The organism is Variovorax sp. J2P1-31 (assembly GCF_030317215.1).
Taxonomy (GTDB): domain Bacteria; phylum Pseudomonadota; class Gammaproteobacteria; order Burkholderiales; family Burkholderiaceae_C; genus Variovorax.
In genome coordinates this window covers 432,892-456,628 of the sequence record NZ_JASZYA010000002.1, presented here as the reverse complement: position 1 = coordinate 456,628, position 23,737 = coordinate 432,892, and the positions used below count along the sequence as shown (strand labels likewise).

General features: G+C 68.4%; 22 protein-coding genes. 7 read left to right on the top strand and 15 right to left on the bottom strand.

Annotation, left to right across the window (positions count from 1 at the left end; all coding sequences use genetic code 11):
- Window positions 1-155 precede the first annotated feature (155 nt).
- Both pgi and tal read right to left on the bottom strand, forming a co-directional pair.
- Window positions 156-1,709, bottom strand: coding sequence for a glucose-6-phosphate isomerase (gene pgi, locus QTI20_RS13220; RefSeq protein ID WP_286551484.1), 1,554 nt, complete (start codon window positions 1,707-1,709; stop codon window positions 156-158).
- The gene (gene tal / locus QTI20_RS13215) at window positions 1,706-2,656 is read right to left on the bottom strand and encodes a transaldolase (RefSeq protein ID WP_286551483.1); all 951 of its coding nucleotides are present in this window, start codon (window positions 2,654-2,656) and stop codon (window positions 1,706-1,708) included. Before tal ends, pgi begins: the two co-directional genes overlap by 4 nt.
- Before the next feature lie 104 nt (window positions 2,657-2,760).
- On the opposite strand from tal, the gene QTI20_RS13210 reads away from it, so the two are divergent.
- Window positions 2,761-3,447 (top strand): lipocalin family protein, encoded by a 687-nt coding sequence (locus tag QTI20_RS13210; RefSeq protein ID WP_286551482.1) that lies wholly within the window; start codon window positions 2,761-2,763, stop codon window positions 3,445-3,447.
- On the opposite strand, the gene QTI20_RS13205 is transcribed toward QTI20_RS13210, so the two are convergent.
- The 4 genes from QTI20_RS13205 to QTI20_RS13190 form a co-directional block, all read right to left on the bottom strand.
- Window positions 3,444-4,079: an HAD family hydrolase gene (locus QTI20_RS13205; RefSeq protein WP_286551481.1), complete on the bottom strand. Its 636-nt coding sequence runs from the start codon at window positions 4,077-4,079 to the stop codon at window positions 3,444-3,446. The two genes, QTI20_RS13210 and QTI20_RS13205, sit on opposite strands and share 4 nt — an antisense overlap.
- Before the next feature lie 46 nt (window positions 4,080-4,125).
- On the bottom strand, window positions 4,126-5,169 hold the full coding sequence (locus QTI20_RS13200) for an ABC transporter ATP-binding protein (protein ID WP_286551480.1): 1,044 nt from the start codon (window positions 5,167-5,169) through the stop codon (window positions 4,126-4,128).
- A gap of 137 nt (window positions 5,170-5,306) precedes the next feature.
- Window positions 5,307-7,517: an ABC transporter permease gene (locus tag QTI20_RS13195; RefSeq protein WP_503011396.1), complete on the bottom strand. Its 2,211-nt coding sequence runs from the start codon at window positions 7,515-7,517 to the stop codon at window positions 5,307-5,309.
- 4 nt (window positions 7,518-7,521) lie between these two features.
- Complete coding sequence (locus QTI20_RS13190) at window positions 7,522-8,538, bottom strand: ABC transporter substrate-binding protein (protein WP_286551479.1); 1,017 nt, start codon at window positions 8,536-8,538, stop codon at window positions 7,522-7,524.
- A 151-nt stretch (window positions 8,539-8,689) separates the two neighbouring features.
- Here QTI20_RS13190 and zwf point away from each other — a divergent pair, with 151 nt between their 5' ends.
- The gene (gene zwf, locus QTI20_RS13185; protein ID WP_286551477.1) at window positions 8,690-10,159 is read left to right on the top strand and encodes a glucose-6-phosphate dehydrogenase; all 1,470 of its coding nucleotides are present in this window, start codon (window positions 8,690-8,692) and stop codon (window positions 10,157-10,159) included.
- 117 nt (window positions 10,160-10,276) lie between these two features.
- On the opposite strand, the gene QTI20_RS13180 is transcribed toward zwf, so the two are convergent.
- From QTI20_RS13180 to QTI20_RS13150, 7 genes are all read right to left on the bottom strand, one after another.
- Window positions 10,277-11,308, bottom strand: coding sequence for an ABC transporter ATP-binding protein (locus QTI20_RS13180; protein ID WP_286551476.1), 1,032 nt, complete (start codon window positions 11,306-11,308; stop codon window positions 10,277-10,279).
- Window positions 11,305-12,312, bottom strand: a complete 1,008-nt coding sequence (locus QTI20_RS13175) for an ABC transporter ATP-binding protein (protein WP_183028891.1) — start codon at window positions 12,310-12,312, stop codon at window positions 11,305-11,307. The genes QTI20_RS13180 and QTI20_RS13175 overlap by 4 nt, the downstream gene beginning before the upstream one ends.
- Window positions 12,312-13,223 (bottom strand): ABC transporter permease, encoded by a 912-nt coding sequence (locus QTI20_RS13170; protein ID WP_183028892.1) that lies wholly within the window; start codon window positions 13,221-13,223, stop codon window positions 12,312-12,314. The genes QTI20_RS13175 and QTI20_RS13170 overlap by 1 nt, the downstream gene beginning before the upstream one ends.
- Before the next feature lie 160 nt (window positions 13,224-13,383).
- Complete coding sequence (locus tag QTI20_RS13165) at window positions 13,384-14,967, bottom strand: ABC transporter substrate-binding protein (protein ID WP_286551473.1); 1,584 nt, start codon at window positions 14,965-14,967, stop codon at window positions 13,384-13,386.
- Between the two features lie 32 nt (window positions 14,968-14,999).
- The gene (locus QTI20_RS13160) at window positions 15,000-16,226 is read right to left on the bottom strand and encodes a M20 aminoacylase family protein (protein WP_286551471.1); all 1,227 of its coding nucleotides are present in this window, start codon (window positions 16,224-16,226) and stop codon (window positions 15,000-15,002) included.
- A 1-nt stretch (window position 16,227) separates the two neighbouring features.
- Window positions 16,228-17,208, bottom strand: coding sequence for an ABC transporter permease (locus QTI20_RS13155; protein ID WP_183028895.1), 981 nt, complete (start codon window positions 17,206-17,208; stop codon window positions 16,228-16,230).
- A gap of 219 nt (window positions 17,209-17,427) precedes the next feature.
- Window positions 17,428-18,549, bottom strand: a complete 1,122-nt coding sequence (locus tag QTI20_RS13150; protein WP_286551468.1) for a porin — start codon at window positions 18,547-18,549, stop codon at window positions 17,428-17,430.
- A 281-nt stretch (window positions 18,550-18,830) separates the two neighbouring features.
- Between QTI20_RS13150 and coq7 the strand changes: the two genes are divergently transcribed.
- Window positions 18,831-19,460, top strand: coding sequence for a 2-polyprenyl-3-methyl-6-methoxy-1,4-benzoquinone monooxygenase (coq7, locus tag QTI20_RS13145; RefSeq protein ID WP_286551467.1), 630 nt, complete (start codon window positions 18,831-18,833; stop codon window positions 19,458-19,460).
- A 14-nt stretch (window positions 19,461-19,474) separates the two neighbouring features.
- Here the strand turns inward: coq7 and QTI20_RS13140 are convergent, their stop codons facing one another.
- A complete protein-coding gene (locus QTI20_RS13140; RefSeq protein WP_286551466.1) occupies window positions 19,475-19,924 on the bottom strand; it encodes an OsmC family protein in 450 nt (149 codons plus the stop codon).
- A 405-nt stretch (window positions 19,925-20,329) separates the two neighbouring features.
- On the opposite strand from QTI20_RS13140, the gene ilvA reads away from it, so the two are divergent.
- Window positions 20,330-21,883 (top strand): threonine ammonia-lyase, biosynthetic, encoded by a 1,554-nt coding sequence (gene ilvA, locus QTI20_RS13135; RefSeq protein ID WP_286551464.1) that lies wholly within the window; start codon window positions 20,330-20,332, stop codon window positions 21,881-21,883.
- Window positions 21,884-21,893: 10 nt separating this feature from the next.
- On the opposite strand, the gene QTI20_RS13130 is transcribed toward ilvA, so the two are convergent.
- Window positions 21,894-22,391, bottom strand: a complete 498-nt coding sequence (locus QTI20_RS13130) for a type II secretion system protein N (protein ID WP_286551463.1) — start codon at window positions 22,389-22,391, stop codon at window positions 21,894-21,896.
- Window positions 22,392-22,450: 59 nt separating this feature from the next.
- On the opposite strand from QTI20_RS13130, the gene gspG reads away from it, so the two are divergent.
- Genes gspG through gspI form a run of 3 tightly spaced genes read left to right on the top strand, consistent with a single transcriptional unit; the run spans window position 22,451 to window position 23,737 of the window.
- Window positions 22,451-22,891, top strand: coding sequence for a type II secretion system major pseudopilin GspG (gene gspG, locus QTI20_RS13125; RefSeq protein WP_286551462.1), 441 nt, complete (start codon window positions 22,451-22,453; stop codon window positions 22,889-22,891).
- Window positions 22,866-23,369, top strand: coding sequence for a prepilin-type N-terminal cleavage/methylation domain-containing protein (locus tag QTI20_RS13120; RefSeq protein WP_286551461.1), 504 nt, complete (start codon window positions 22,866-22,868; stop codon window positions 23,367-23,369). Before gspG ends, QTI20_RS13120 begins: the two co-directional genes overlap by 26 nt.
- Entirely contained in the window at window positions 23,366-23,737 is a 372-nt protein-coding gene (gspI, locus tag QTI20_RS13115) for a type II secretion system minor pseudopilin GspI (RefSeq protein WP_286551458.1), read from the top strand. The genes QTI20_RS13120 and gspI overlap by 4 nt, the downstream gene beginning before the upstream one ends.

Below are 23,737 nucleotides of genomic sequence, written 5' to 3'. Positions count from 1 at the left end.
TACGCCAAAGGAGGCCATTGATACTTTTATGCATCGAATGGCTAGTGGATTCCCTATATCGAGCAAGACAGCATTGAATCGGCGCTGAGACAGTACAGGCCCTGGACGCAAAAAAGGCCGCTGTCGCGGCCTTTTCCGGTGGCGCTGGTATCGCCTCAGCGCAGGCGCTGCAGCAGCCCCGCGGTCGACGGGTCGAGCCCCGCCACGTCGCCCGAGGCCAGTCGCGGTTCGATGTCGCGCGCCAGCACCTTGCCCAGCTCCACGCCCCACTGGTCGAAACTGTTGATGCCCCACAGCGCGCCGCTGGTGAACACGCGGTGCTCGTACAGCGCGAGGAAGGCGCCCAGGGAGGCCGGCGTGAGCTGGTCCAGCACGAAGAAGGTGCTGGGCCGGTTGCCCGGGAAATTCTTGTGGCCGCCGGGGTCCACCTGCCCGACCATCAGCGCCTGCGCCTGCGCCAGCGCATTGGCCAGCAGCTTGGGATGGTGCCCTTCGAGCTCGTGCGTGGCCTCGCGCACCGCGACGAACTCCAGCGGGATCACGTCGGTGCCCTGGTGCAGCATCTGGAAGTAGGCGTGCTGGCCGTTGGTGCCCGGCTCGCCCCACAGCACCGGCGAGGTGCCGAAGGGCAGCGGCGCGCCGCTGGCGTCGACCTGCTTGCCGTTGCTTTCCATCTCGAGCTGCTGCAGGTAGGCCGGCAGGCGCTTGAGGGCGCTGTGGTAGGGCGCGATGCTGCGGCTGGTGAAGCCGTGGAAGTTGCGGTACCAGACGTCGAGCAGGCCCAGGCGCACCGGCAGGTTCTGCGCCAGCGGCGTGGTGCGGAAATGCTCGTCCATCGCGTGCGCGCCGGCCAGCATCTGGCGGAAGCCCTCGGCGCCGATCGCCAGCGCGATGGGCAGGCCGATGGCCGACCACAGCGAGTAGCGCCCGCCCACCCAGTCCCAGAAGCCGAAGGTCTTCTCGATGCCGAAGGCACGCGCGGCCTCGACGTTGGTGGTGAGCGCGGCGAAGTGCCGCGCCACGTCGACGCCGCCCGATTGCGTGAACCAGCGCTTGGCCGACTGCGCATTGGCCAGCGTCTCGGCGGTGGTGAAGGTCTTGGACGCCACGACGAACAGCGTGTGCTCGGGCGCCAGGCCCTTGAGCACGCCGGCCAGCTCATGGCCGTCGACGTTGGAGACGAAGTGGAAGCGCTTGCCCGGCGCGGTGAAGGCATCGAGCGCCAGCACCGCCATCTGCGGGCCCAGGTCGGAGCCGCCGATGCCGATGTTGACCACGTCGGTGATCGTGTGGTCGGCCCGCACCGCTTCGGCGTACGCCAGCATCGCATCGAGCGTGGCGTGCACCTCGGCCAGTTCGGCCTTGCGCGTGGTCACGGCATCGGCCGGTGCGCGCAGCAAAAAGTGCATCACGGCCCGGTCCTCGGTGCCGTTGATGGGTTCGCCGGCAAACATCGCGTCGCGGTGCGCCTCGAGGCCGGACTCGCGCGCCAGCGCCAGCAGCAGCTCTTCGGTGCGCGCGTCGATGCGGTTCTTCGACAGGTCGGCGAAGACGTGCGGTGCCGATTCGCTCAGCGCCTCGAAGCGCGCCGTGCCTTCGGTGGCGAAGGCCTCGCGCACGTCGAAGTCACGGCCGGTCTCGGCGTAGTGCGCCTGCAGCTGCTTCCAGGCCGCGGTGCGGTCGCAGCGCGTGCCCGTGCGGGCGCTCATTGCGCCTCCATCAGCTTCTCGAGCTTGACCGCGTCGACGGCGAAGGCGCGGATGCCCTCGGCCAGCTTCTCGGTCGCCATCGCGTCCTCGTTGAGCGCGAAGCGGAAGGCCGGCTCGTCGAGCACCACGCGCGGAATCTCGCGCGCCTTGGCGGCTTCGGCGTCCAGCGCATGGGCCAGCGGCGCGTCGCTGGCGGCCAGTTCGGCCAGCAGGTCGGGGCTGATGGTCAGCAGGTCGCAGCCCGCGAGCGCGGCGATCTGGCCGACGTTGCGGAAGCTCGCGCCCATGACCTCGGTCGCGATGCCGTGGTGCTTGTAGTAGTCGAAGATCTGGCGCACCGACTGCACGCCGGGATCTTTGGCGCCGGCGCTGGCCGCCTCGTTCCAGGTGCTGCCGGCGGACTTCTTGTGCCAGTCGTAGATCCGGCCGACGAAGGGCGAGATCAGCTTCACGCCGGCCGCGCCGCAGGCCACGGCCTGGGCGAAGGAGAACAGCAGCGTGAGGTTGGTGTGGATGCCCTTCTGCTCGAGCTGCTTGGCGGCCTCGATGCCTTCCCAGGTCGCGGCGATCTTGATCAGCAGCCGCTTCTCGGGGTCGATGCCCTCGGCGCGGTACAGCGCCACGATGCGGTCGGCGCGGGCCAGCGTGGCGGCGGTGTCGAAGCTCAGGCGGGCGTCGACCTCGGTCGACACGCGGCCGGGCACCAGCGACAGGATCTCGGTGCCGAAGCGCACCAGCAGCCGGTCGATCACCTCGTCCACCGGGCGGCCCTTGTGGGCGCGCACCGCTTCGTCGAGCAGCGGCCGGTAGTCGGGCTTCTGCACGGCCTTGAGGATCAGCGACGGGTTGGTCGTCGCGTCCTGCGGCTTGAACTGGGCGAGCTGATGAAAGTCACCGGTGTCGGCAACCACGGTGGTCCATTGGCGGAGGGCATCGAGTTGGTTCATGCGGCCATTATCCCGCCGCAAAACTACAGACCGTGTGGTCCATGGCTGACGAAAGGCCGGTGAGTGGGCGCTTAGGGTCGAAGGCTGCTTTTATGGAGAGTCCCATGCCGCTTCGCCCTCCCCGCACACCCGCGGTGCCCGCCGCCTTCGACGACCGCCGCTTCAGCGCCTCGGTCGGTACCCTGGCCACCGCCTTCCTCGTGGGTGGCGCATTGGCGCTGGCGAGTTTCGGCGTGGCGCGCGCGGCCCGGGCCCATGCCCGGGTGCCGGCCGGGCCCGCCGACGGCGCGCCGCTGATGCGCGCGCCGCTGCAGGCCGTGGCGCCGATCGACCTCAAGCGCTATGCCGGCCTCTGGCACGAGCAGGCCCGGCTGCCCAACCGCTTCCAGAAGGACTGCGCGGGCCCGGTCACGGCCGAATACACGCCCCTGTCCGATGGCACGGTGGAAGTGCGCAACCGCTGCATCCGCGCCGACGGCAATTTCGACGAAGCCGTGGGCAGCGCCCGCGTGGTGCCGGTGGCGGGCCAGCCCGGCGCCGGCCGGCTCGAGGTGCGCTTCGCGCCGGCCTGGCTCAGCTGGCTGCCGGTGGTCTGGGGCGACTACTGGATCCTCAAGCTCGACCGCGACTACCGCGTCGCGCTGGTCGGCACGCCCGACCGCGACTACCTCTGGGTGCTGTCGCGCGATCCGGTGCTGGACGAGGCCTCGCTGCAGGTCGAACTCGACTACGCGCGCAGCCTGGGTTTCGACGTCGACAAGGTGGTGCGCACGGGCGCACCGCTGAACTAGGCGGAAGCGAGCGAGGGCACGAAGCGCGCCACCTGCGCCGCCAGCGCCTTGGGCGCGGTGCAGTGGATGGCGTGCCAGCCCAGAGCCCGTGCGGCCTCGACGTTGGCCGCGGTGTCGTCGATGAACAGCGTCTTCGCCGGGTCGAAGCCATGGCGCCAGGCCAGCATCTGGTAGATGTCGCTGTGGGGCTTGATGAGCTTCACGTCACCCGAGAAGATGCCGCCGTCGAACCACTCGAAGAAAGGCAGCCGGCGCTGCAGCGCGCGGGCATAGGGCACGGGCATGTTCGACAGGTAGTAGAGCCGCACCTCGGCACCCGCCTCGCGCTGTGCGCGCAGGTCGGCCAGCAGCGCCACGCTTTCGGCGATCGGCTCCAGCCGCTCGCCCAGCGGCGCGACCATCGCATGCACCCGATCGGCCGGCAGCGCCAGCCGCGCCGAGGTGCGCGCGACCACCTCGTCGACGCTGCGGATGCCGCAATCGAAGTCGAGCCAGTCGGCGTGGTGGAAGAAGGCCTTGGCCAGCGCGCGGCCGGCTTCGGCGGTGGCGGCGCGCTCGGGAAAATGCGCCTGCAGCAGGCGGCCGGGCTCCCAGCCGACGAGCACGGCGCCCAGATCGAATACGACGTTCATGGCGCCATTGTTCCACGGCACCCTGACAGCGCTCTGTCAGCGCCCCTCAGCCGCCCGGCACCACCGACACGCCGTGCCGCCCCAGGCCCAGCACGGTCTGCGCCCCCGCCGCGAGCGGCCGGGTCAGGTCGGACGACACCGCGAACACCGGCCCGATGGGCGTGTCGAAGCCGTATTCGTAGAAGCTGCCGAGGTAGGCCGCCTTGGTGCAGGTGGCGGGCAGGCCCTCGGCCGTGCCGATCTGCCAGGCTTCGGGCCGCACCGCCACCTTGACCGCGCCGGCCGCCACCGCATGCGGCGGCGTGAGCAGCAGCGGCCCCAGCGCCACCTGCCCGTCGGGCTGCGCGGTGGCCGGGAACACGCTGGCCTCGCCCATGAAACCGGCGACGAACTCGCTCTCGGGCCGCGAATAGAGCTGCTGCGGCGTGCCGCGCTGCGCGATCACGCCGTGGTCCATCACGATGATCTGGTCGCTCACGGCCAGCGCCTCGCTCTGGTCGTGCGTGACGTAGGCCACCGTGAGCTTGAGGCGCTGCTGCAGCATGCGGATCTCTTCGCGCATCTCGCGGCGCAGGCGCGCGTCCAGGTTGGACAAGGGCTCGTCGAACAGCAGCACCGCCGGCTCGAGCACCAGCGCGCGCGCCAGCGCCACGCGCTGCTGCTGGCCGCCCGAGAGTTCGCTGGGCAACCGGTGGTCGAAGCCGACCAGGCCCACGCCCTTGAGCGCCTCGCGCGCGCGGCGCCCGACCTCGTCCTTGGCCACGCCGCTCATGCGCAGACCGTAGCCCACGTTCTGGATCACGTCCATGTGCGGGAACAGCGCGTAGCTCTGGAACATCATGCTCACGTTGCGCTCGGCCGGGCCCAGCGTGGTCACGTCGCGCCCGCCCATCACGATCGCGCCCGAGGTCGGCGACTCGAGGCCCGCGATCATGCGCAGCGTGGTGGTCTTGCCGCAGCCCGAGGGGCCGAGGATGGTGGTGAGCGTGCCCACCGGCACCTCGAAGCTGATGCCCTTGACGGCCAGCGGGGCCGAGGCGTCGCTGCCGTAGCGCTTGGTGACGTTGCGAAACTCAATACCGTTGCTCATAGATCAAACTTCCAGATTGCCGGACGCAGAAGACGCGAAGCTTTCGCAAAAGTCGCAAAAAAGACAAAGAGAACCTGGAGGGTTTCTTTTGCGTTTTCTGCGCAACCTTTGCGTCTTCTGCGTCCGGAGGTCCGTATTCAATGCCCAACGACGACCGGCGCCGCGCCGGCCTTGCGCCGCCCCAGCTTGCGTTCGCCGACCACCAGCTGGATCAGCGCGATGGCCGCCGACATCAGCACGATCAGCACGGTGCAATAGGCCAGCGCCACGCCGTAGTCGCCGTTGCCGACGCGGCCGATGATGTAGGTGGTGGCCAGTTCGTTCTCGGCCGTGACCAGGAAGATCACCGCGCTGACCGTGGTCATGGCGCGCACGAAGCTATAGACCAGCGCGGCCACCAGCGCCGGCTTGAGCAGCGGCAGCACCACCTTGAACAGCGTCTGCGCGGTGGAGACGCGCAGCATCAGCGAGGCCTCGTCGAGCGAACGGTCGAGCTGCTTGAAGGCCGCGGTGCCGGCGCGCACGCCCACCGGCAGGTTGCGGAACATGAAGCACAGCACGATGATCAGCCCGGTGCCCGTGAGCTCGAAGGGCGGCACGTTGAAAGCCAGGATGTAGCTCACGCCCAGCACCGTGCCCGGAATCGCGAAGGCCAGCAGCGCGGCGAACTCGAAGGCGCCCTGCCCCTTGAACTCGTTGCGCGCCAGCAGCCAGGCGATCAGCAGGCCCAGGCCGGCGGTGATCGGCGCGGAGATGCCCGCCAGCTTGAGCGTGGTGATCAGCGAGTTCCACGCGGTGCCGGCCCACACCAGCCCGAACTGGCCCCACTCGAGCGCGAAGGCGGTCTTGAAGTGATTGAGCGTCAGCGTGTAGTCGCGGCCCCAGGTCTGGACGAAGCCGCCGGCGAAGGCGAACAGGTAGACCACCACGGTGAACACGATCCAGGGGAAGGCGATCGAATAGATGGTGCGGCGCACGCCGTCGGGCAGCGGCATCGCGATGCCCGCGTCGCCCTTGCCGCTGACGGTGGTGTAGTTCTGCTTGCCCAGCAGGCCGCGCTGCAAGGCGAACACGCCCAGCGCGAACAGCATCAGCACCCAGGCCAGCGAGGCCGCGCGGCCCTGGTCGTACTGCGCGCCGACGATGGCGAAGAAGATGTCGGTCGACAGCACCGAGAACTGGCCGCCCACCACCACCGGGTTGCCGAAGTCGGCGATGCTCTCGATGAAGCCCACCAGGAAGGCGTTGGCCAGGCCCGGCTTGAGCAGCGGCAGCGTGACCGTGAGGAAGGTGCGGCGGCGGTCGGCGCGCAGCATCTGCGCGGCCTCCTCCAGGCTGGGCGCGATGCCCTGCACCACGCCGCGCATGATCATGAAGGCGATCGGCGTGAAGGCGAACAACTGCGCCACCAGCACGCCCGGCATGCCGTAGAACCAGCGCGTGGGCTCGATGCCGAACCAGGCTTCGAGCAGCTGGTTGACCACGCCCGCGCGGCCGAACAGCAGGATCAGCCCGAGCCCGACCACGAAGGGCGGCGTGATGATCGGCAGCAGCGCCAGCACCCGCAGCGGTCCCTGCCAGCGCTTGCCGCCGCGCTCGGCCATGAGCGCCATCAGCGTGCCCAGGAAGGTGGTGCCGGCGGCCGTGAGCAGCGCCAGGAACAGCGTGTTCCAGGCCACGCCGCAGCGCGTGCCACCCGTGACGCAGCCCAGGCCCCAGATGCGCTCGGTGCCGACGCGCGCCACCAGCGCCGCGATCGACCAGCCGCCGTCCTCGTCGATGAAGGCGCCGGCCAGCGCCTTCGACACCGGGTAGGCGATGAACAGCGCCATGATCGTGCCGCAGCCGAGCACCGCGCCCGCCACGAACAGGTCGCCCTTGAAGAAGCCCAGCCGCGCCAGGCCGAAGGCGGCCAGCAGCAGCAGGGCCGCGAGCGCGACGAAGCCGCCCGCGCCGATGCCGAACTGGTTGACCGCGAGCTCGCCGAAGCTGCTGTTGAAGGCCGCGACGCTCCAGCCGCGCGCCCCGATCAGGAAGCCGCTGGCGGCCAGCCCGACGAAGCCGAGGCCACCGCCGGCCAGCAGCCAGCGCCCCTGGGCACGGCCCGGCGGCTGCAGCGCGCCGACCGCGCAGAGCGCCAGGCCGACGAGCCCGATGAAGAGCCAGCGGCGCCCTTGCGTGGCGGCCTGCAGCAGGCCGTTGGCGCCTTCGGCGCTGCCGAACACCTGGGGCAGCGCCTCGTACCAGCTGGTGTCCTGGATCGCATACCAGGGCAGGAACAGGTAGCCGACGAGGCCCGCGACCAGGCAGGCCCAGACAGCGGTCCGGGGGTGGCGTGCGGCCGACACCGGATCAGCGCGGCAGCGAGTTGACGTCCTTCTCCCAGCGCGCGATCAGGCGGCGCCGCTCGGCGCTGGCGCCGTACTTCGCGTAGTCGTAGTTGATCAGCTTGATCTTCTTGAAGTCCGGCACGTTGGGGTCGACCGCGGTCGCCTTGTTCGAGGGCAGCTGGTACTGCTTGGCGGCGGCGCCGAAGGTCTGGGCCTGGGGCGTGAGCGCCCATTCGTAGAACTTCTTGGCCTGCTCGAGGTTGCGCGCGCCCTTGATGATGCTCATCGAGCCGATCTCGGCGCCCGTGCCTTCCGAAGGCGTGACGGTCTCGACCGGGAAGCCCTGCATCTTCTCCTGCGGCGCGTCGTGCACGAAGCTGATCGACACCGCGGTCTCGCCGCGCGCCACCGCCTTGATCGGGCCGGTGCCCGAGCGCGTGTACTGGCCGACGTTCTTGTGCAGGCCCTTGAGGTATTCGAAGGCCTTGTCCTCGCCCATCATCTGCACCAGCGTGGCGATCATGGTGTAGGCGGTGCCGCTGGAGGCGGGGTTGGCGACCTGGATGTCACCCTTGTATTCGGGCTTGAGCAGGTCGGCCCAGCTGCGGGGCACGGCCAGCTTTTTCTTCTTCAGCAGTTCGGTGTTGTAGCCGAAGCCCAGCGGGCCCGAGTACACGCCCACCGTCTTGTAGCCCGACTGCTGCGCCTGCTGCTGCGCCCACGGGTAGAGCTGCGGCAGGCTGGGCGACTTGTAATCGAGCGTCAGGCCCATCTCGGCCGCCTGCAGGTGCGGGTCGCCGGTGCCGCCGAACCAGACATCGGTCTTGGGGTTGTCCTTCTCGGCGATCAGCTGGGCCAATGCCTCGCCCGAGCCCTTGAGGGCCAGGTTGATCTTCACGCCGGTGGTGCGTGCGTACACGGTCGCGATCATGTTGCACCAGTCGGCCTGCACCGAGCAGATGACGTTGACGGTACCTTGTGCCGATGCACCGGTCGCCATGCCCACCAGGGCCGCCGCGACCCAAAACTTCTTGTTCATGTTGGACTCTCGCCTTTGACAATGGAACGGCGGCCCACGGGCCGCCCCCTCGAGCGTAGCCCGCACGCCACGGTTGTCGAATCGGTACAAGTACCATTCGGATGGCAAGCTTCGTATTCGGCATTTCACCCACTTCACGGATTTTCCTTCCATGAGCTTCGACCTCGTTCTGTTCGGCGGCACTGGCGACCTCGCATGGCGCAAGCTGATGCCGGCCCTGTTCCAGGCCTTCCGGCACGGCAGCCTGCCCGAAGGCGGGCGCATCATCGGCGTGGCGCGCGACGACCTGTCGGACGACCAGTACCGCGAACTGATCCAGTCGCGCTTCGAGGCGGTCGAGGGCTCCAAGCGCCCCAATCCCGAAGAGTTCAAGAAGTTCGCCTCGATGCTGTACTTCCTGCGCATGGACCTGTCCAAGCCCGAGGACTACGCCAAGCTGGCCGACACGCTCGAGCGCCGCAACGCCGACACGGTGGTGATGTACGTTGCCACCGCGCCCGCGCTGTTCACCCAGGTGGTCGAGCAGATCGCGGCGGCCGGGCTCAACACCGCGCGCACCCGCGTGGTGCTCGAGAAGCCGCTGGGCCACGACCTGGCCTCGAACCGCGCGATCAACGAGGCGGTGGGCAAGGTGCTCAGCGAGAAGCAGGTCTTCCGCATCGACCACTACCTGGGCAAGCCCTCGGTGCAGAACCTGTTCGCGCTGCGCTTCGGCAACGCCCTGTTCGAACCCATCTGGCGCCGCGAGCACATCGCCAACATCCAGATCACCATCGCCGAGGACCTGGGCGTGGAGAAGCGCGGCGCCTTCTACGACCAGACCGGCGCGCTGCGCGACATGGTGCAGAACCATGCGCTGCAACTGGTCTGCGCGATCGCGATGGAGCCGCCCATCAACGCCCATGCCGACGCGCTGCGCGACGAGAAGCTCAAGGTGCTGCGCTCGCTCAAGCCCTGGACGCCCGAGACCCTGGGCCTGCACGCGATCCGCGGCCAGTACACGGCCGGCACCGCCTATGGCGAACGCGTGCCCGGCTACCTGCAGGAGGCCGGCATCGATCCGCAGAGCCGCACCGAAACCTTCGTCGCGCTGCGCGCCGAGATCGCCAACTGGCGCTGGGCCGGCGTGCCCTTCTACATCCGCACCGGCAAGCGCCTGGCCTCGCGCGATGCGCGCATCGAGATCAATTTCCGCTCCACGCCGCACGCCATCTTCCGCGCGCCGGCCGGTGCGCGCAACAAGCTGGTGATCAACCTGCAGCCCAAGGACGGCCTGGAGCTGCACCTGCTGTCGCAGGCCCAGGACAACCGCAAGCGCAGCAACAGCGGCGACGCCACGCAGCCGCTGGCGCCGGTGCAGCTCGACCTGGATTTCGACAAGCGCTTCGGCAGCGAGCGCGTGGGCGCCTACGAACGCCTGCTGCTCGACGTGATCGACGGCCGCCTCAACCTGTTCGTGCGCAGCGACGAGCAGGAGGAAGCCTGGCGCTGGGTCGAGCCGCTGATCGACAGCTGGGGTTCGGACGGCGGGCCGCGGCCCTATGCGGCCGGGACCTGGGGGCCGAGTGCGTCGAGCGCGATGATCGCCAGGGACGGCTTCGCCTGGAGCGAAGAGCAATAGCTCTCCCCCGAGGGCTTCGCGCGCTTCGTGTCGCTTCGCCTTCCCCCTTCCGGGGGCAACACCGGCGGCCCGGCAAAGCCGGTTCCGCGGTGTTTCTGGAACGGGGCGCCTCGGCGCTTAGATCCGCCCCTCTTCCACCGCGTGGCAGGCCACCTTCACCCCACGCAGCATCTGCAGCGGCGGCCGCTCGGCCTTGCAGCGCGCGTTGGCGTGCGGGCAGCGCGGGTGGAAGGTGCAGCCCGTGGGCGGGTTCAGCGGGTTCGGCACCTCGCCCTGCACCGGCGTGCGCGCGCGGCCGGTGTGCTTCATCTGCGGGATCGCGTCGAGCAGCATGCGGGTGTACGGGTGCTGCGGGCTGTCGAACAGCTTGTGCTTGTCCGCCACCTCGACCAGCCGGCCCAGGTACATCACGCCCACCTGGTCTGCCACGTGGCGCACCACCGCGAGGTTGTGCGAGATGAAGAGGTAGGTCAGGCCCTGCTGGCGCTGCAGGTCCTTCATGATGTTGAGCACCTGGGCTTGCACGCTCACGTCGAGCGCCGAGGTGGGCTCGTCGCAGACCAGGAACTCGGGCTGCGTGGCCAGTGCGCGCGCGATCGAGATGCGCTGGCGCTGGCCGCCCGAGAACTGGTGCGGGTACTTGGGCATGTCCAGCGGGCTCAGGCCCACCGACTGCAGCAGTTCGCCCACGCGCTGCTTGAGCGCCGGACCTTCCTTGAGGATGCCGTGCTCGCGCAGCGGCTCGCCGATGATGTCCTCGACGATCCAGCGCGGGTTCAGGCTCGCGTACGGGTCCTGGAAGATCATCTGGATGCGGCGGCGCAGCGTGCGGCCGGCCGGCGTCTTGAAGGCGGCGTGCGCGTCCTGGTTGTCGAACTGCATGCCGCCGCGCGTGGGGCCGTAGAGACCCACCATCAGCCGCGCGACCGTGCTCTTGCCGCAGCCCGATTCGCCCACCAGCGCCAGCGTCTTGCCGCGCTCGATCTCGAAGCTCACGCCGTCGACGGCGTTGAGCAGCTGCCGCGGCTTGCGCTCGATCATGCGGTTGAGCCAGGGCGAGGAGACGTCGAAGGTCTTGGCCAGGTCGCGCACCTCGACCAACGGCACACCGGCCTGCGAGGTATTCATCGTGTTCGTCGTCGTGCTCATGCCGCCGCTCCCTGCCCGTGCAGCGCGGTGTGCGGGTCGTGCGCATCGTGCAGCCAGCAGGCCGCGCGCGTGGCGCCGGCGTTGATCAAATCGGGCCGCTCCTGCGTGCAGCGCTCGAACACGCGCGGGCAGCGCGGGTTGTAGGCGCAGCCGCGCGGAATGGCATTGAGGCGGGGCATGGCGCCGTCGATCTGGTTGAGGTGTTCGCGGTCGACTTCGATGTCGGGGATCGAGGCCATCAGGCCCATCGTGTAGGGGTGCGCGGGCTGGTGAATCACCTCCTGCACCGGGCCGATCTCGGCGATCCGGCCGGCGTAGAGCACGGCCACGCGGTCGCAGGTCTCGGCGATCACGCCCATGTCGTGCGTGATCAGCATCACGGCGGCGCCGCGTTCCTTGCAGATGCGCTTGAGCAGCTGGATGATCTGCGCCTGGATCGACACGTCGAGCGCGGTGGTCGGCTCGTCGGCCACGATCAGCTTGGGCTCGGCCGCGAGCGCGAGCGCGATCACCACGCGCTGGCGCATGCCGCCCGAGAACTGGTGCGGGAAGTGGTCGATGCGCTGCTCGGCCGCCGGAATGCCGGTGTCCTGCAGCAGCGAGATGGCGCGCCGGCGCGCCTCGGCGCCGTTGACCGGCAGGTGCGCCTGGATGGTCTCGACCAGCTGGCGCCCCACGGTGTAGAGCGGGTTGAGCGAGGTCAGCGGGTCCTGGAAGATCGCGCCGATCTTGCGCCCGCGGATGTGGCGCATCTTCTCGTGCGAGAGCTGGTCGATGCGCTCGCCCTCGAGCCGGATCTCGCCACCGGCCACGCGGCCCGGCGGCTCGAGCAGGCCGATGATGGCCGCGCCGGTGAGCGACTTGCCGGCACCGGACTCGCCGACCACGCCGAGGATCTCGCCCGGGGCGATGTCGAAGGAGATGTTGTCCAGCGCGCGCAGCGTGCCGCGGCGGCCGGGGAATTCCACGACCAGGTTGCGGACTTCGAGCAGGGGGGCGGTCATCAGCGGAGCCTCGGGTTGAGCGCGTCGCGCAGCCAGTCGCCCAGCAGGTTCACGCTGAGTGCGATCAGCACCAGCATGAGGCCGGGGAACACGATCATCCACCACTCGCCGGAGAACAGGTACTGGTTGCCGCTGTTGATCAGCGAGCCCAGCGAGGGCGAGGTCGGCGGCACGCCGACGCCGAGGAAGGACAGCGTCGCCTCGGTGATGATGGCGGTCGCGACCTGGATGGTGGCCAGCACCATCACCGGGCCGGTCACGTTGGGCAGCACGTGGCGCACCATGATGCGCAGCGGCGCCACGCCGATCACGCGTGCGGCCTGCACGTATTCCTTGTTGCGCTCGACCATGGTCGAGCCGCGCACCGTGCGCGCGTAGTCGACCCACTTGGTCAGCGAGATCGAGAAGATCAGCACGCCGAAGGCCACCGTGGTGTCGGCCTGCGGGAACAGGGCCCGGCCGACGCCCGAGATCAGCAGCGCGACCAGGATCGGCGGGAAGGACAGCATCACGTCGCACAGGCGCATCAGCGCCGCGTCGACCCAGCCGCCGCGGAAGCCCGCGATCAGCCCGAGCATCGTGCCGACCGCGACCGAGAGCACCACCGACACCACGCCGACGATCAGCGAGATGCGCGCGCCGTAGATCACGGCCGAGAGGATGTCGCGGCCCTGGTCGTCGGTGCCGAGGAAGTACTTGCGGCTGCCCTCCGGATACCAGGCCGGCGGCAGGCGCGCGTCCATGAGTTCCAGCTTGGCCAGGTCGAAGGGGTTGTGCGGCGACACCCAGCCGGCGAAGACCGCACAGAAGATGCAGACGAACGCGACCAGCGCCGCCGCCATGGCGACGGGCGAGGTCCGGAAGCTGTAGCCGACGTCGCTGTCGTACCAGCGCGCGAGAGTATTTGTCATCGTGAGAGTAGTGAAGGCGCCGCTTCTTGCCTGCCCGATGGCAAGCGAAGCGAAGCCCGTTCGTGAAACACCGCGGAACCGGCTTTGCCGGGCCGCTGGTGTTGCCCCCTTGAGGGGGAGTCCGGCGACACGCAGTGCGCCGGAGCCGGGGGTGGGCCAGTTACTTGATGCTCATCCACTTGAAGGGCATGTAGTTGTCGGCCATCTGCGTCAGCGCGACCTTCTTGCTCACGCCCCAGGCCAGCGTCTGCTGGTGCAGCGGCAGGTGGCCGACGTCGGCGGTGTGCAGGTCGAAGGCCTCCTTGATCATCGCGTCGCGCTTGGCCTTGTCGGTCTCGGACTGGATCTTCTTGGTCAGCTCGTCCACCTTGGGGTTGCAGTAGGCACCCAGGTTGAACTGGCCGGCGCCGGTCTTGTCGTCGGGGCAGGCCATCAGCGCGGTCAGCGCGTTGTGCGAGTCGTAGGTGGTGGGCGTCCAGCCCAGCATGTAGAAGCTGGTGTCGCGGCGCAGCACCTTCGGGAAGTAGGTGCCCTTGGTCTCGGCCGCGAGGTTGATCTTCACACCGATCTTGGCCAGGTTGGCGGCCACGGCCTGGCAGATCTGGCCGTCGTTGACGTAGCGGTCGTTCGGGCAGTTCATCGTGACCTCGAAGCCGTTCGGGTAGCCGGCGTCGGCCAGCAGCTTCTTGGCGCCGTCGACGTCCAGCGGCAGGCGCTTGTCCTGGGCTTCGGTCCAGCCGTTGATGCCGGGGCCGACCATCAGCCCGGTCGGGCGCGAGGCGCCGCGCATCACGGTGCGCTGGATGCCGACGATGTCGATGGCCTGGTAGAAGGCCTGGCGCACGCGCTTGTCCTTGAACGGGTTCTTGCCCTTCACGTTGGAGTACTGCAGCTCGTCGCGCTTCTGGTCCATGCCCAGGAAGATGGTGCGCAGCTCGGGGCCGGCGATCACGCGGGCGTTGGGGCTGGCGTTGATGCGCGCGATGTCCTGCACCGGCACGGGTTCCATCACGTCGATCTCGCCCGAGACCAGGGCCGCGACGCGGGTGGCCGGGTTGGCGATGGGCGTGAAGATGACTTCCTGCGCGTTGCCTTCGATCTTGCCCCAGTAGGTGGGGTTGCGCACGAACACCGTGCGCACGTTGGGCTGGCGCTCGCGCACGCGGAAGGGGCCGGTGCCGTTGGCCTTGAACGAGGCGGTGTTCTCGATGCCCTTGCGGCGGTCGACCGGGGTGGTGGCCTTGTTCTCCTCGCACCACTTCTTGCTCAGGATCATGAGCTGGGTGATGACCTCCGGCAGGATCGGGAACGGACCGCGGGTCTCGATCTCGATCACGTGGTCGTTGATCTTGCGCACTTCCTTGATGTCGGTGGTGTTGGACTTCATGTCCGAACCTTCGCCGGCGGCGCGGGCGAAGCTGAACACCACGTCGTCCGCGGTGAAGGGCGTGCCGTCATGGAATTGCACGTTCTTGCGCAGCTCGAAGCGCCAGACGGTGTCCGAGGTCTGCTTCCAGCTGGTGGCCAGCAGCGGCGCGACGCTCAGGTCCTTGTTGCGGCCGACCAGGGTCTCGTACACGTTGGCGGTGGTGCTCAGCTGCAGCGATTCGTTGAGCGAATGCGGGTCGAGCGACAGCGCGTCGCCCTGGTTCGCCACGCGGATGGTCTGCGCGTTGGCGGCCGTACCGACGGCGCACAGCGCAGACAGGACGGCGGTGGCAAGCACGGTGGATTTGAGGTTCATGGAAGGACTCCTGACTGCGTTGAAAAAAATGGTTAGGCCTGCTGCGCGAGCGGCATGCCCTGTTCGACCAGGCCCGCGTGCAGGGCGGCACCCAGCGGCAGGATCTCGTCGTTGAAGTCGTAGCGGCTGTTGTGCAGCGAGGTGCTGCCGGCGCCGCTGCTGCCGCCCTGGCCGATGCGCAAATAGGCACCCGGCTTGACCTGCAGCATGAAGGAGAAATCCTCGGCGCCCATGCTGGGCTCCATGTCGCGCTCGACATGCTCGGCGCCCACCAGGCGCTCGGCCACGTCGGCGGCGAAGGCGGCCTCGCGCGCGGTGTTGATCGTGGCCGGATAGATGCGCTCGTAGTTCACGCTCGCGCTGGCACCGAAGCCCAGCGCCACGCCGCTGCAGAGTTCGCGCAGGCGGTGCTCGATCATGTCCTGCACCTCGGTGCTGAAGGTGCGCACCGTGCCGACCAGCGTGGCCTTGCCGGGGATCACGCTCATCGCGCCCAGGTCGCCGGCCTGCATCGCGCAGATGCTGACCACGGCACTGTCGATCGGGCGCACGTTGCGCGAGACCAGGCTCTGCGCCGAAGTGATGAGGTGCGCCGACACCAGCACCGGGTCGATCGTCTGGTAGGCATGGGCGCCATGGCCGCCGCGGCCGGTGACGTCGATGGTGATGCGGTCGGCCGCGGCCATCATCGCGCCCATGTTGAGGCCGATGGTGCCGGGTTTCATCGAGGGCCAGTTGTGCATGCCGTAGACCGACTGCACCGGGAAGCGCTCGAACAGGCCGTCCTCGATCATCACGCGCGCGCCCGCGAAGCCTTCCTCGCCGGGCTGGAAGATCAGCACCGCGGTGCCGTCGAAGTTGCGCGTCTGGGCCAGGTAGCGGGCCGCACCGACCAGCATGGTGGTGTGGCCGTCATGGCCGCAGCCGTGCATCAGGCCATGCTTGGCCGACTTCCAGGTGAAGTCGTTGTGCTCGGTCATGGGCAGCGCGTCCATGTCGGCGCGCAGGCCGATCATCGCGCCGCGCGTGTCGCTGCGCCCGCGGATCAGGGCCACGAAGCCGGTCTTGCCGATGTTCTCGTGGATCGCGTCGACGCCGCAGGCGCGCAGCGCTTCCTTCACGCGCGCGGCGGTGTAGACCTCCTCGAAGCCGAGCTCGGGGTGCGCATGCAGGTCGCGGCGCAGGGCCGTGAGTTCGGGGTGGAATTCCGCGATGTGCGCGAAGGCGCGGCCCGCAGGCCGCAGTCGTGCCGCCTGCATCTCAGTGCCCTCCCGCCTTGCCCACGCGCAGGCGCGGATCGACCGCGAAGTACAGCAGGTCGACGACCAGGTTGATGACCACGAAGATCAGCGCGATCAGGCACAGGTAGGCCGACATCACCGGGATGTCGGCGAAGGTCACGGCCTGGATGAACAGCAGGCCCATGCCCGGCCACTGGAACACGCTCTCGGTGATGATGGCGAAGGCGATCAGGCCGCCGAGCTGCAGCCCGGTGATGGTCATCACCGGCACCAGCGTGTTCTTCAGCGCATGGCCGAAGTGGATGGCGCGGTTGCTCAGGCCGCGTGCGCGCGCGAACTTGATGTAGTCGGTGCGCAGCACCTCCAGCATCTCGGCGCGCACCAGCCGCATGATCAGCGTGAGCTGGAAGATGGCCAGCGTGATCGACGGCAGGATCACGTGCATCCAGCCGTCGACGGTGAAGAGCCCGCTGCTCCACCAGCCGAGCTGCACCGTGTCGCCGCGACCGAAACTGGGGAACCAGCCCAGGTGCACCGCGAACACCAGGATCAGCAGGATGCCGATCAGGAAGGTCGGCAGCGAGACCCCGATCAGCGACAGCGTCATGAAGACCTGGCTCATGAAGGAGCCGCGGCGCAGCGCGGTGTAGACGCCCATCGGGATGCCGATGGCCAGCGCCATCACGCCCGCGACCAGCGCGAGTTCCAGCGTGGCCGGGAAGCGCTCGCCGATCAGCCGCGAGACCTTCGCGCCCTGGCGCAGGCTCAGGCCGAATTCGCCCTGCACCGCGTTCGAGAGGAAGTGCCAGAACTGGACGAAGAAGGGTTGGTCCAGACCCAGGTCCGAGCGCAGCTGCTGGATCTGTTCAGGCTTCGCATCCTGTCCCAAAAGGAACACGACCGGATCGCCGACATACTGGAACAACAAGAAGGAGATGAACGCCACCGCGACCATCACGATCGCAGCCTGAAACAGGCGACGCAGAACAAAAGCAAGCATTCAGGAGATGGCAGTCAAAAGGATGAATGCTACAGAGCAAGCACCGTGCCCGACCCCGGGTCAAGCGATGTTGACAAGCGCATGCAGATGCAGTGTGCGCGCACTGTTTTGGACTGAAAAAGCCCGATATCGCAAACGATGCGCATGAAAAAAGCCGCCCGGCTTGCGCCGGGCGGCTTTGGGTTCTTTCAACCAAGCTGGCCAAAGGCCAGCGAGGGATTAGAACGAGTGACGGATACCGAAGTCGTAGCCGTTCGAGCTCTTGTTCGCGGTGCCAGCGATGCCGGTCACAGCGTTGCCGCCCGGGTAGGTCGTGAAGTTCGCGCCGTTCTTGTTGGACACGTGAGCCAGCGTAGCGTACAGAGCCGTGCGCTTCGACAGGTTGTGCACGTAGCCCAGTGCGAACTTCTGAGCCTTCGGATCGTTTGCCACGCCGTCGACGTCGAGCTTGACGATCGAGTACGAAGCGCGGATCAGGCCAGCACCGATCGGAGCGGTAGCGCCGATCAGGAAGCCGTTGGCCTTCGCGTCGGTGTCAGCCAGACCAGCTTGTTGCACGTCGTTCTTGACTTGCGACAGTTCACCGAAGAGCTTGACGACGCCGAAGTCGTACGAAGCGCCCAGGTTCAGCGTGTTCACGTCAACCGACGTGGTAGCCGAGTTGAAGGTCTTGCTTTGAGCGTAAGCCAGAGCGACGTCCAGGGGGCCGTTGGCGTAGCCGAAGCGACCGCCGACATAACGACCGGCCTTCGAGTTGAAGCCCACGTCGTTGTGCACTTGCTCGTCCAGGCCGAGTTGCACTTGACCGTAGAAACCACCCAGGTTCGGCGGCAGGAAGTAGCCGATGGTGTTGCTGGCGCGGACGTAGTTGCCGTCGGTCAGAGCACCTGCGGGCAGGCCACCGATCAGGCCACCAGCGTTGTGGATGGTCGAGATCACGTTGGTGCCGGCGCCGTTGGTGCCGAACGGATCGAACACGGTGTCGTTCCAGAAGGTCGGGGTGTAGTCACGGCCGAGGCGGATTTCACCGAAACCACCCGACAGGCTCACGGTCGAACGACGCGTGAAGTTGAAGGCGCGCACTTGGCTGCCGTCGTCGTTCGACAGGGGAGCTTCGAGCCAGAAACCAGCAGCCAGGCCGCCACCGAGGTCTTCGGTGCCGCGGAAGCCCAGACGGCTGGAGTTGTAGCCGCCGTTACCCAGCACGGTCTGGCTTTGACCATCCTTGACCGAGTAGTGGCTGACCGAAGCGTCGACGATACCGAACAGGGTGACCGACGACTGGGCCGAGGCAACACCGGCAGCAGCCAGAACAGCCAGAGCAACTAGGGATTTTTTCATTGCAAGTTTCTCCAAGGTTAAACATAGGGCTCCGGTGCAGAGAGAACGCTGTGCTGAACACTTTGCGCTCCCACCGGACCCCGGGCCAACCTCCTTTTGGGAAGTTGTTGCTATTGCACCAGACCATCCGCGGCAGGGCAAAAGAATTCACCCGAAATGTCGACTGGGCCGCGCCTTTCGTTGCAAAGATGCGACAAAGCACCTCCCACCCCCAAATTCCCACCATGTGAAAAGCAATAGGACCCGGAGGCACGGGGCCGCCACCGCGTCAGAATGGCTGGATGCTTCGTTCCATCGACCCGTTCCTCGTGGCCGCCGATTCGGCCTTGCGCACCCTGTTCGCCAAACCGCACGCCACCCGCGCCACGCCCGCACCCGAGGCCGCTCCCTCGGAGCTGACGCCGGCCCAGCGCAAGGAGGCCGGCGCGCTGATGCGGGTGAACCATGTGGGCGAGGTCTGCGCCCAGGCGCTCTACACGGCGCAGGCGGCTTCCACCCGCGATCCGCTCCTGCGCGCGCACTTCATGGAGGCCGCACAGGAGGAAACCGATCACCTGGCCTGGACCCGCGAGCGCCTGGACGCGCTGGGGGACCGCCCTTCGTGGCTGAACCCGCTCTGGTATGCCGGCGCCTTCGGGCTGGGCCTGCTGGCCGGACGCGCCGGCGACCCGCTGAGCCTGGGCTTCGTGGCCGAAACCGAGCGGCAGGTCGAGGCGCACCTCGACAGCCACCTCGACCGCCTGCCCGCGGGCGACACTGAATCACGCGCCGTGGTGACGCAGATGAAGCTGGACGAGGCGCGCCACGCCGCCCAGGCCTGGGACGCGGGCGCCACCGACCTGCCGGCGCCGGCCAAGCTGCTGATGCGGGCCGCCTCCAAGGTCATGACCACGGTGGCGCACCGGATCTGACGCCACGGCTCCGCTCAGTGCTCGACGAGGTCGAAGCTGGTGGTGATCTCGGCGGTCTTGCCCAGCATGATGCTGGCCGAGCAGTAGGTGTCGTGGCTCAGCGCGATGGCGCGCTCGACGGCCGCGGCCGGGATGCCCTTGCCGGTCACGGTGAAGTGCATGTGGATCTTGGTGAACACCTTGGGATCGGTCTCGGCGCGCTCGCTCGTGAGCTTGACGCTGCAGCCTTCCACCGCATGCCGGCCGCGCTTGAGGATCAGCACCACGTCGTAGGCGGTGCAACCGCCGGTGCCGGCAAGCAAGGTTTCCATCGGTCGCGGCGCGAGGTTCTGGCCGCCGTTCTGCGGCTTGGCGGCATCGGGCGCGCCGTCCATCGTGAGGACGTGACCGCTGCCGGTCTCGGCGACGAAGCCCATGGCCGATCGCGTGCCCGCGTTGCCGGTCCAGCTGACTGTGCATTCCATGTCTAGAAACTCCAGGAAAAGTAGGCGCTACCGTCTAAAAATCACGGTCGCGGCCCGATTTGTGTGGGAAAAGCGTCACTGCCTTGTTGCATTGCAGCAAACAACCGATATACTTTATTTCATCGCACACGAAGCCGTGTGCACCGGTTGTCTCCTCCACCCTCTCAATTGGTGGATTTAGCCCCGAGTCGCAAGACTCGGGGCTTTTTTCTTGAGGGCCGCCCCACCCCCGACGCGCTTTCAGCGCTTCCCCCTCAAGGGGGCACCTGTCCCACCCCCGATTCGCTTTCAGCGCCGCCCCCTCGAGGGGCCGACACCGGCGGCCTGGCGAAGCCGGTTCCGCGGTGTCCCTGGAATGGCTTGCGCCGGTCTTGGGGGGCAGTGGAAAACTATGATCGGGGTTCCATGCCACAGAACACCCCCCCGCTGACCCCCGCCGACTACCTCAAGCGCATCCTGACCGCCCGCGTCTACGACGTCGCGGTGGAATCGGCCCTCGAACCCGCCCGCGCCCTGAGCGCGCGCATCGGCAACACCGTCCTGCTCAAGCGCGAAGACCAGCAGCCGGTGTTCAGCTTCAAGCTGCGCGGCGCCTACAACAAGATGGCCAAGCTCAGCGCCGCGCAGCTCGCCAACGGCGTGATCTGCGCGTCGGCCGGCAACCACGCCCAGGGCGTGGCGCTGAGCGCCCGCACCCTCGGCACCCGGGCGGTGGTCGTGATGCCGGTCACCACGCCCCAGCTCAAGATCGATGCGGTGCGCGCGTTGGGCGGCGAGGTGGCGCTGTTCGGCGACAGCTACTCCGACGCCTACGGCCACGCGCTGGAACTGCAGGCGGCCCAGGGCCTGACCTTCGTCCATCCCTTCGACGATCCGGACGTGATCGCCGGCCAGGGCACGATCGCGATGGAGATCCTGCGCCAGCACCAGGGGCCGCTCGACGCGGTCTTCGTCGCCATCGGCGGCGGCGGCCTGATCTCGGGCGTGGCCAACTACATCAAGGCCGTGCGCCCGGAGATCAAGGTGATCGGCGTGCAGATGAACGACTCCGACGCGATGATGCAGTCGGTCGCGGCGCACGAGCGGGTCACGCTGCCCGACGTGGGCCTGTTCTCCGACGGCACTGCGGTCAAGCTGGTGGGCGAGGAAACCTTCCGCATCGCGCGCGACCTGGTCGACGAGTTCATCACGGTCGACACCGACGCCGTCTGCGCCGGCATCAAGGACGTGTTCATCGACACCCGCAGCATCGTCGAGCCCGCCGGCGCGCTGGCCGTGGCCGCGATCAAGGAATACGTCGAACGCCATGGCAAGCGCGGCGAGACCTATGCCGCGATCCTGTGCGGCGCGAACATGAACTTCGACCGGCTGCGCTTCGTGGCCGAGCGCGCCGAGGTCGGCGAGGAGCGCGAGGCGCTGTTCGCCGTGACCATTCCCGAGGCGCGCGGCAGCTTCCGCCGCTTCTGCGAACTGGTCAGCGCGCTGCCGGGCGCGTCGCGCAACGTGACCGAATTCAACTACCGCATCAGCGACACGAAGGAGGCGCATGTGTTCGTCGGCCTGACGACCACCGTGCGCGGCGAATCGACCACCATCGCCGACACCTTCAAGGCCCACGGCTTCGGCGCTATCGACCTCACGCACGACGACCTGGCCAAGGAGCACATCCGCCACATGGTCGGCGGCCGCACCGGCCTGGCCCACGACGAGCGGTTGCTGCGCTTCGTGTTCCCGGAGCGGCCGGGCGCCCTGCTGAAGTTCCTGAACATGATGCGGCCCAACTGGAACATCAGCCTGTTCCACTACCGCAACCAGGGCGCGGACTACGGACGCATCCTGGTGGGACTGCAGGTGCCGGCCGGCGACCACGCGGCCTTCGACGAGTTCCTGAAGACGCTGGGCTACCCCTTCGTGGAAGAAACCGCGAACCCGGTCTACCGCCTGTTTCTGCAGGCCTGAGCCAAAGGTCTCAGCTGTTACCCGCTGTCACGGGTGTGGGCGCGGAGGGAATCGCCATGGGCCGCACCGGCAGCTGCAGCGTGATCGCCGTGGGCGAACCGACGCTGCCGCCCAGCGCCGCGCTGCGCACGCTCACCGATTGCAGCACATAGCCATCGACCAGCTGGCTGCCGACGCGGAAGGGCCGCGGGGGCTTGCCGTCGACGGCGATCAGCGCGGCGCCCTGCCGGGCACTGTCGGCCACCACGCCCAGCAGGACGAAGCGGCTGGCCGCCTGGGGCGTCGCGACGGCGGCGGCCGCCTTGTCCGAGGGCGCGCCGAAGAGCTGGGCCACCGCCGCGGAATCGATCGTCGCGACCGGCACGCCGGCCACCGGGGGCGGGGCCAGCCCGTCGCTGGGCGACGCCAGCCGCAGTCCCCAGAACACCACACTGGCCGCGGCCAGCGCCCACACCCCGAGGGTGGTGGTGGCGGCGGGCCAGCGAGGAGATGCGTAGAGAAGCGACATGGGGCCGGATTATCATGCAGCGACGCACTCCCTTCATGCCAACGACCGATACTTTTCCCATGTCTTCCTACCGCAGCCCTACCGCACGCGCCCTGCAGCGCGGCTTCACGCTGATCGAACTGATGGTGGTGCTGGTCATCATCGGCGTGCTGGCCGCGCTGATCGTGCCCAACGTGATCGGCCGCGCCGACGACGCGCGCGCCACCGCCGCCAAGACCGATGTCAACAACATCATGCAGGCGCTCAAGCTCTACCGCCTGGACAACCAGCGCTACCCGACGGCCGAGCAAGGCCTGCAGGCGCTGGTGACGCGCCCCACCACTGGCCCCGCCGCCCCGAACTGGAAGCCCTACGTCGAGAAGCTGCCCAACGACCCCTGGGGCCGCCCCTACCAGTACCTGAACCCGGGCATCAAGGGTGAGATCGACGTGCTCTCGCTGGGCGCCGACGGTCAGCCCGGCGGGGAGGGCAACAATGCCGACATCGGCAGCTGGCAGTAAGCGCGCCTCGCCACCCAAGGTCCGGGCACCCGTTCGATCCGACGGGTTCACGCTGCTCGAGTTGCTGGTGGTGATCGCCATCATCGCCATCGCCACCGCCGGCGTCGGCCTGGCCCTGCGCGACTCCGGGCAGGCCTCGCTCGAGCGCGAGGGCGACCGGCTCGCCGCGCTGCTCGAATCGGCGCGCGCCCAGTCGCGGGCCAGCGGCGCCACGGTGCGCTGGCGGCCCACGCCGCAGGGCCCGGGCGCCTTCGCCTTCGACGGCCTGCCACCGGACGCGCTCCCCACCACCTGGATGTCCGAAGGCATCAGCGCGCAAGCGGTCACTGCCGATGGCCAGCCGGTCGTGGGCCTGCAGCTGGGGCCCGAACCCATCGTTCCCGCGCAGCAGGTGCTGATCACCAGCAGCACCCCGCCGGGCCGCACGCTGCGCATCGCCACCGACGGCCTGCGGCCCTTCGCGGTGGTCTCGCCATGACCCGCCGCCACGTCGCGGCGGCCGGCTTCACGCTGATCGAGGTGCTGGTCGCGCTGGCCATCGTGGCCATCGCGCTGGCCGCCGGCACGCAGGCGGTCTCGGCGCTGACCCGCAATGCCCAGCGCCAGAGCGACGTGATGCTGGCCCAGCTGTGCGCCGAGAACGAACTGGTCAAGGCCCGCCTGTCGCGACAGATGCCGGCCGTCGGCAGTGCCACGCTGGTATGCAGCCAGGCGGGCGTGGACTTCGGCGTCACGGTGTCGACCATCCAGACCCTCAACCCCAACTTCCGCCGCGTCGACGTGCAGGTGCGCGACGCGTCCGACGCCTCCGTGCTGCAGGTCTCGACCGTGATCAGCCGCTACTGA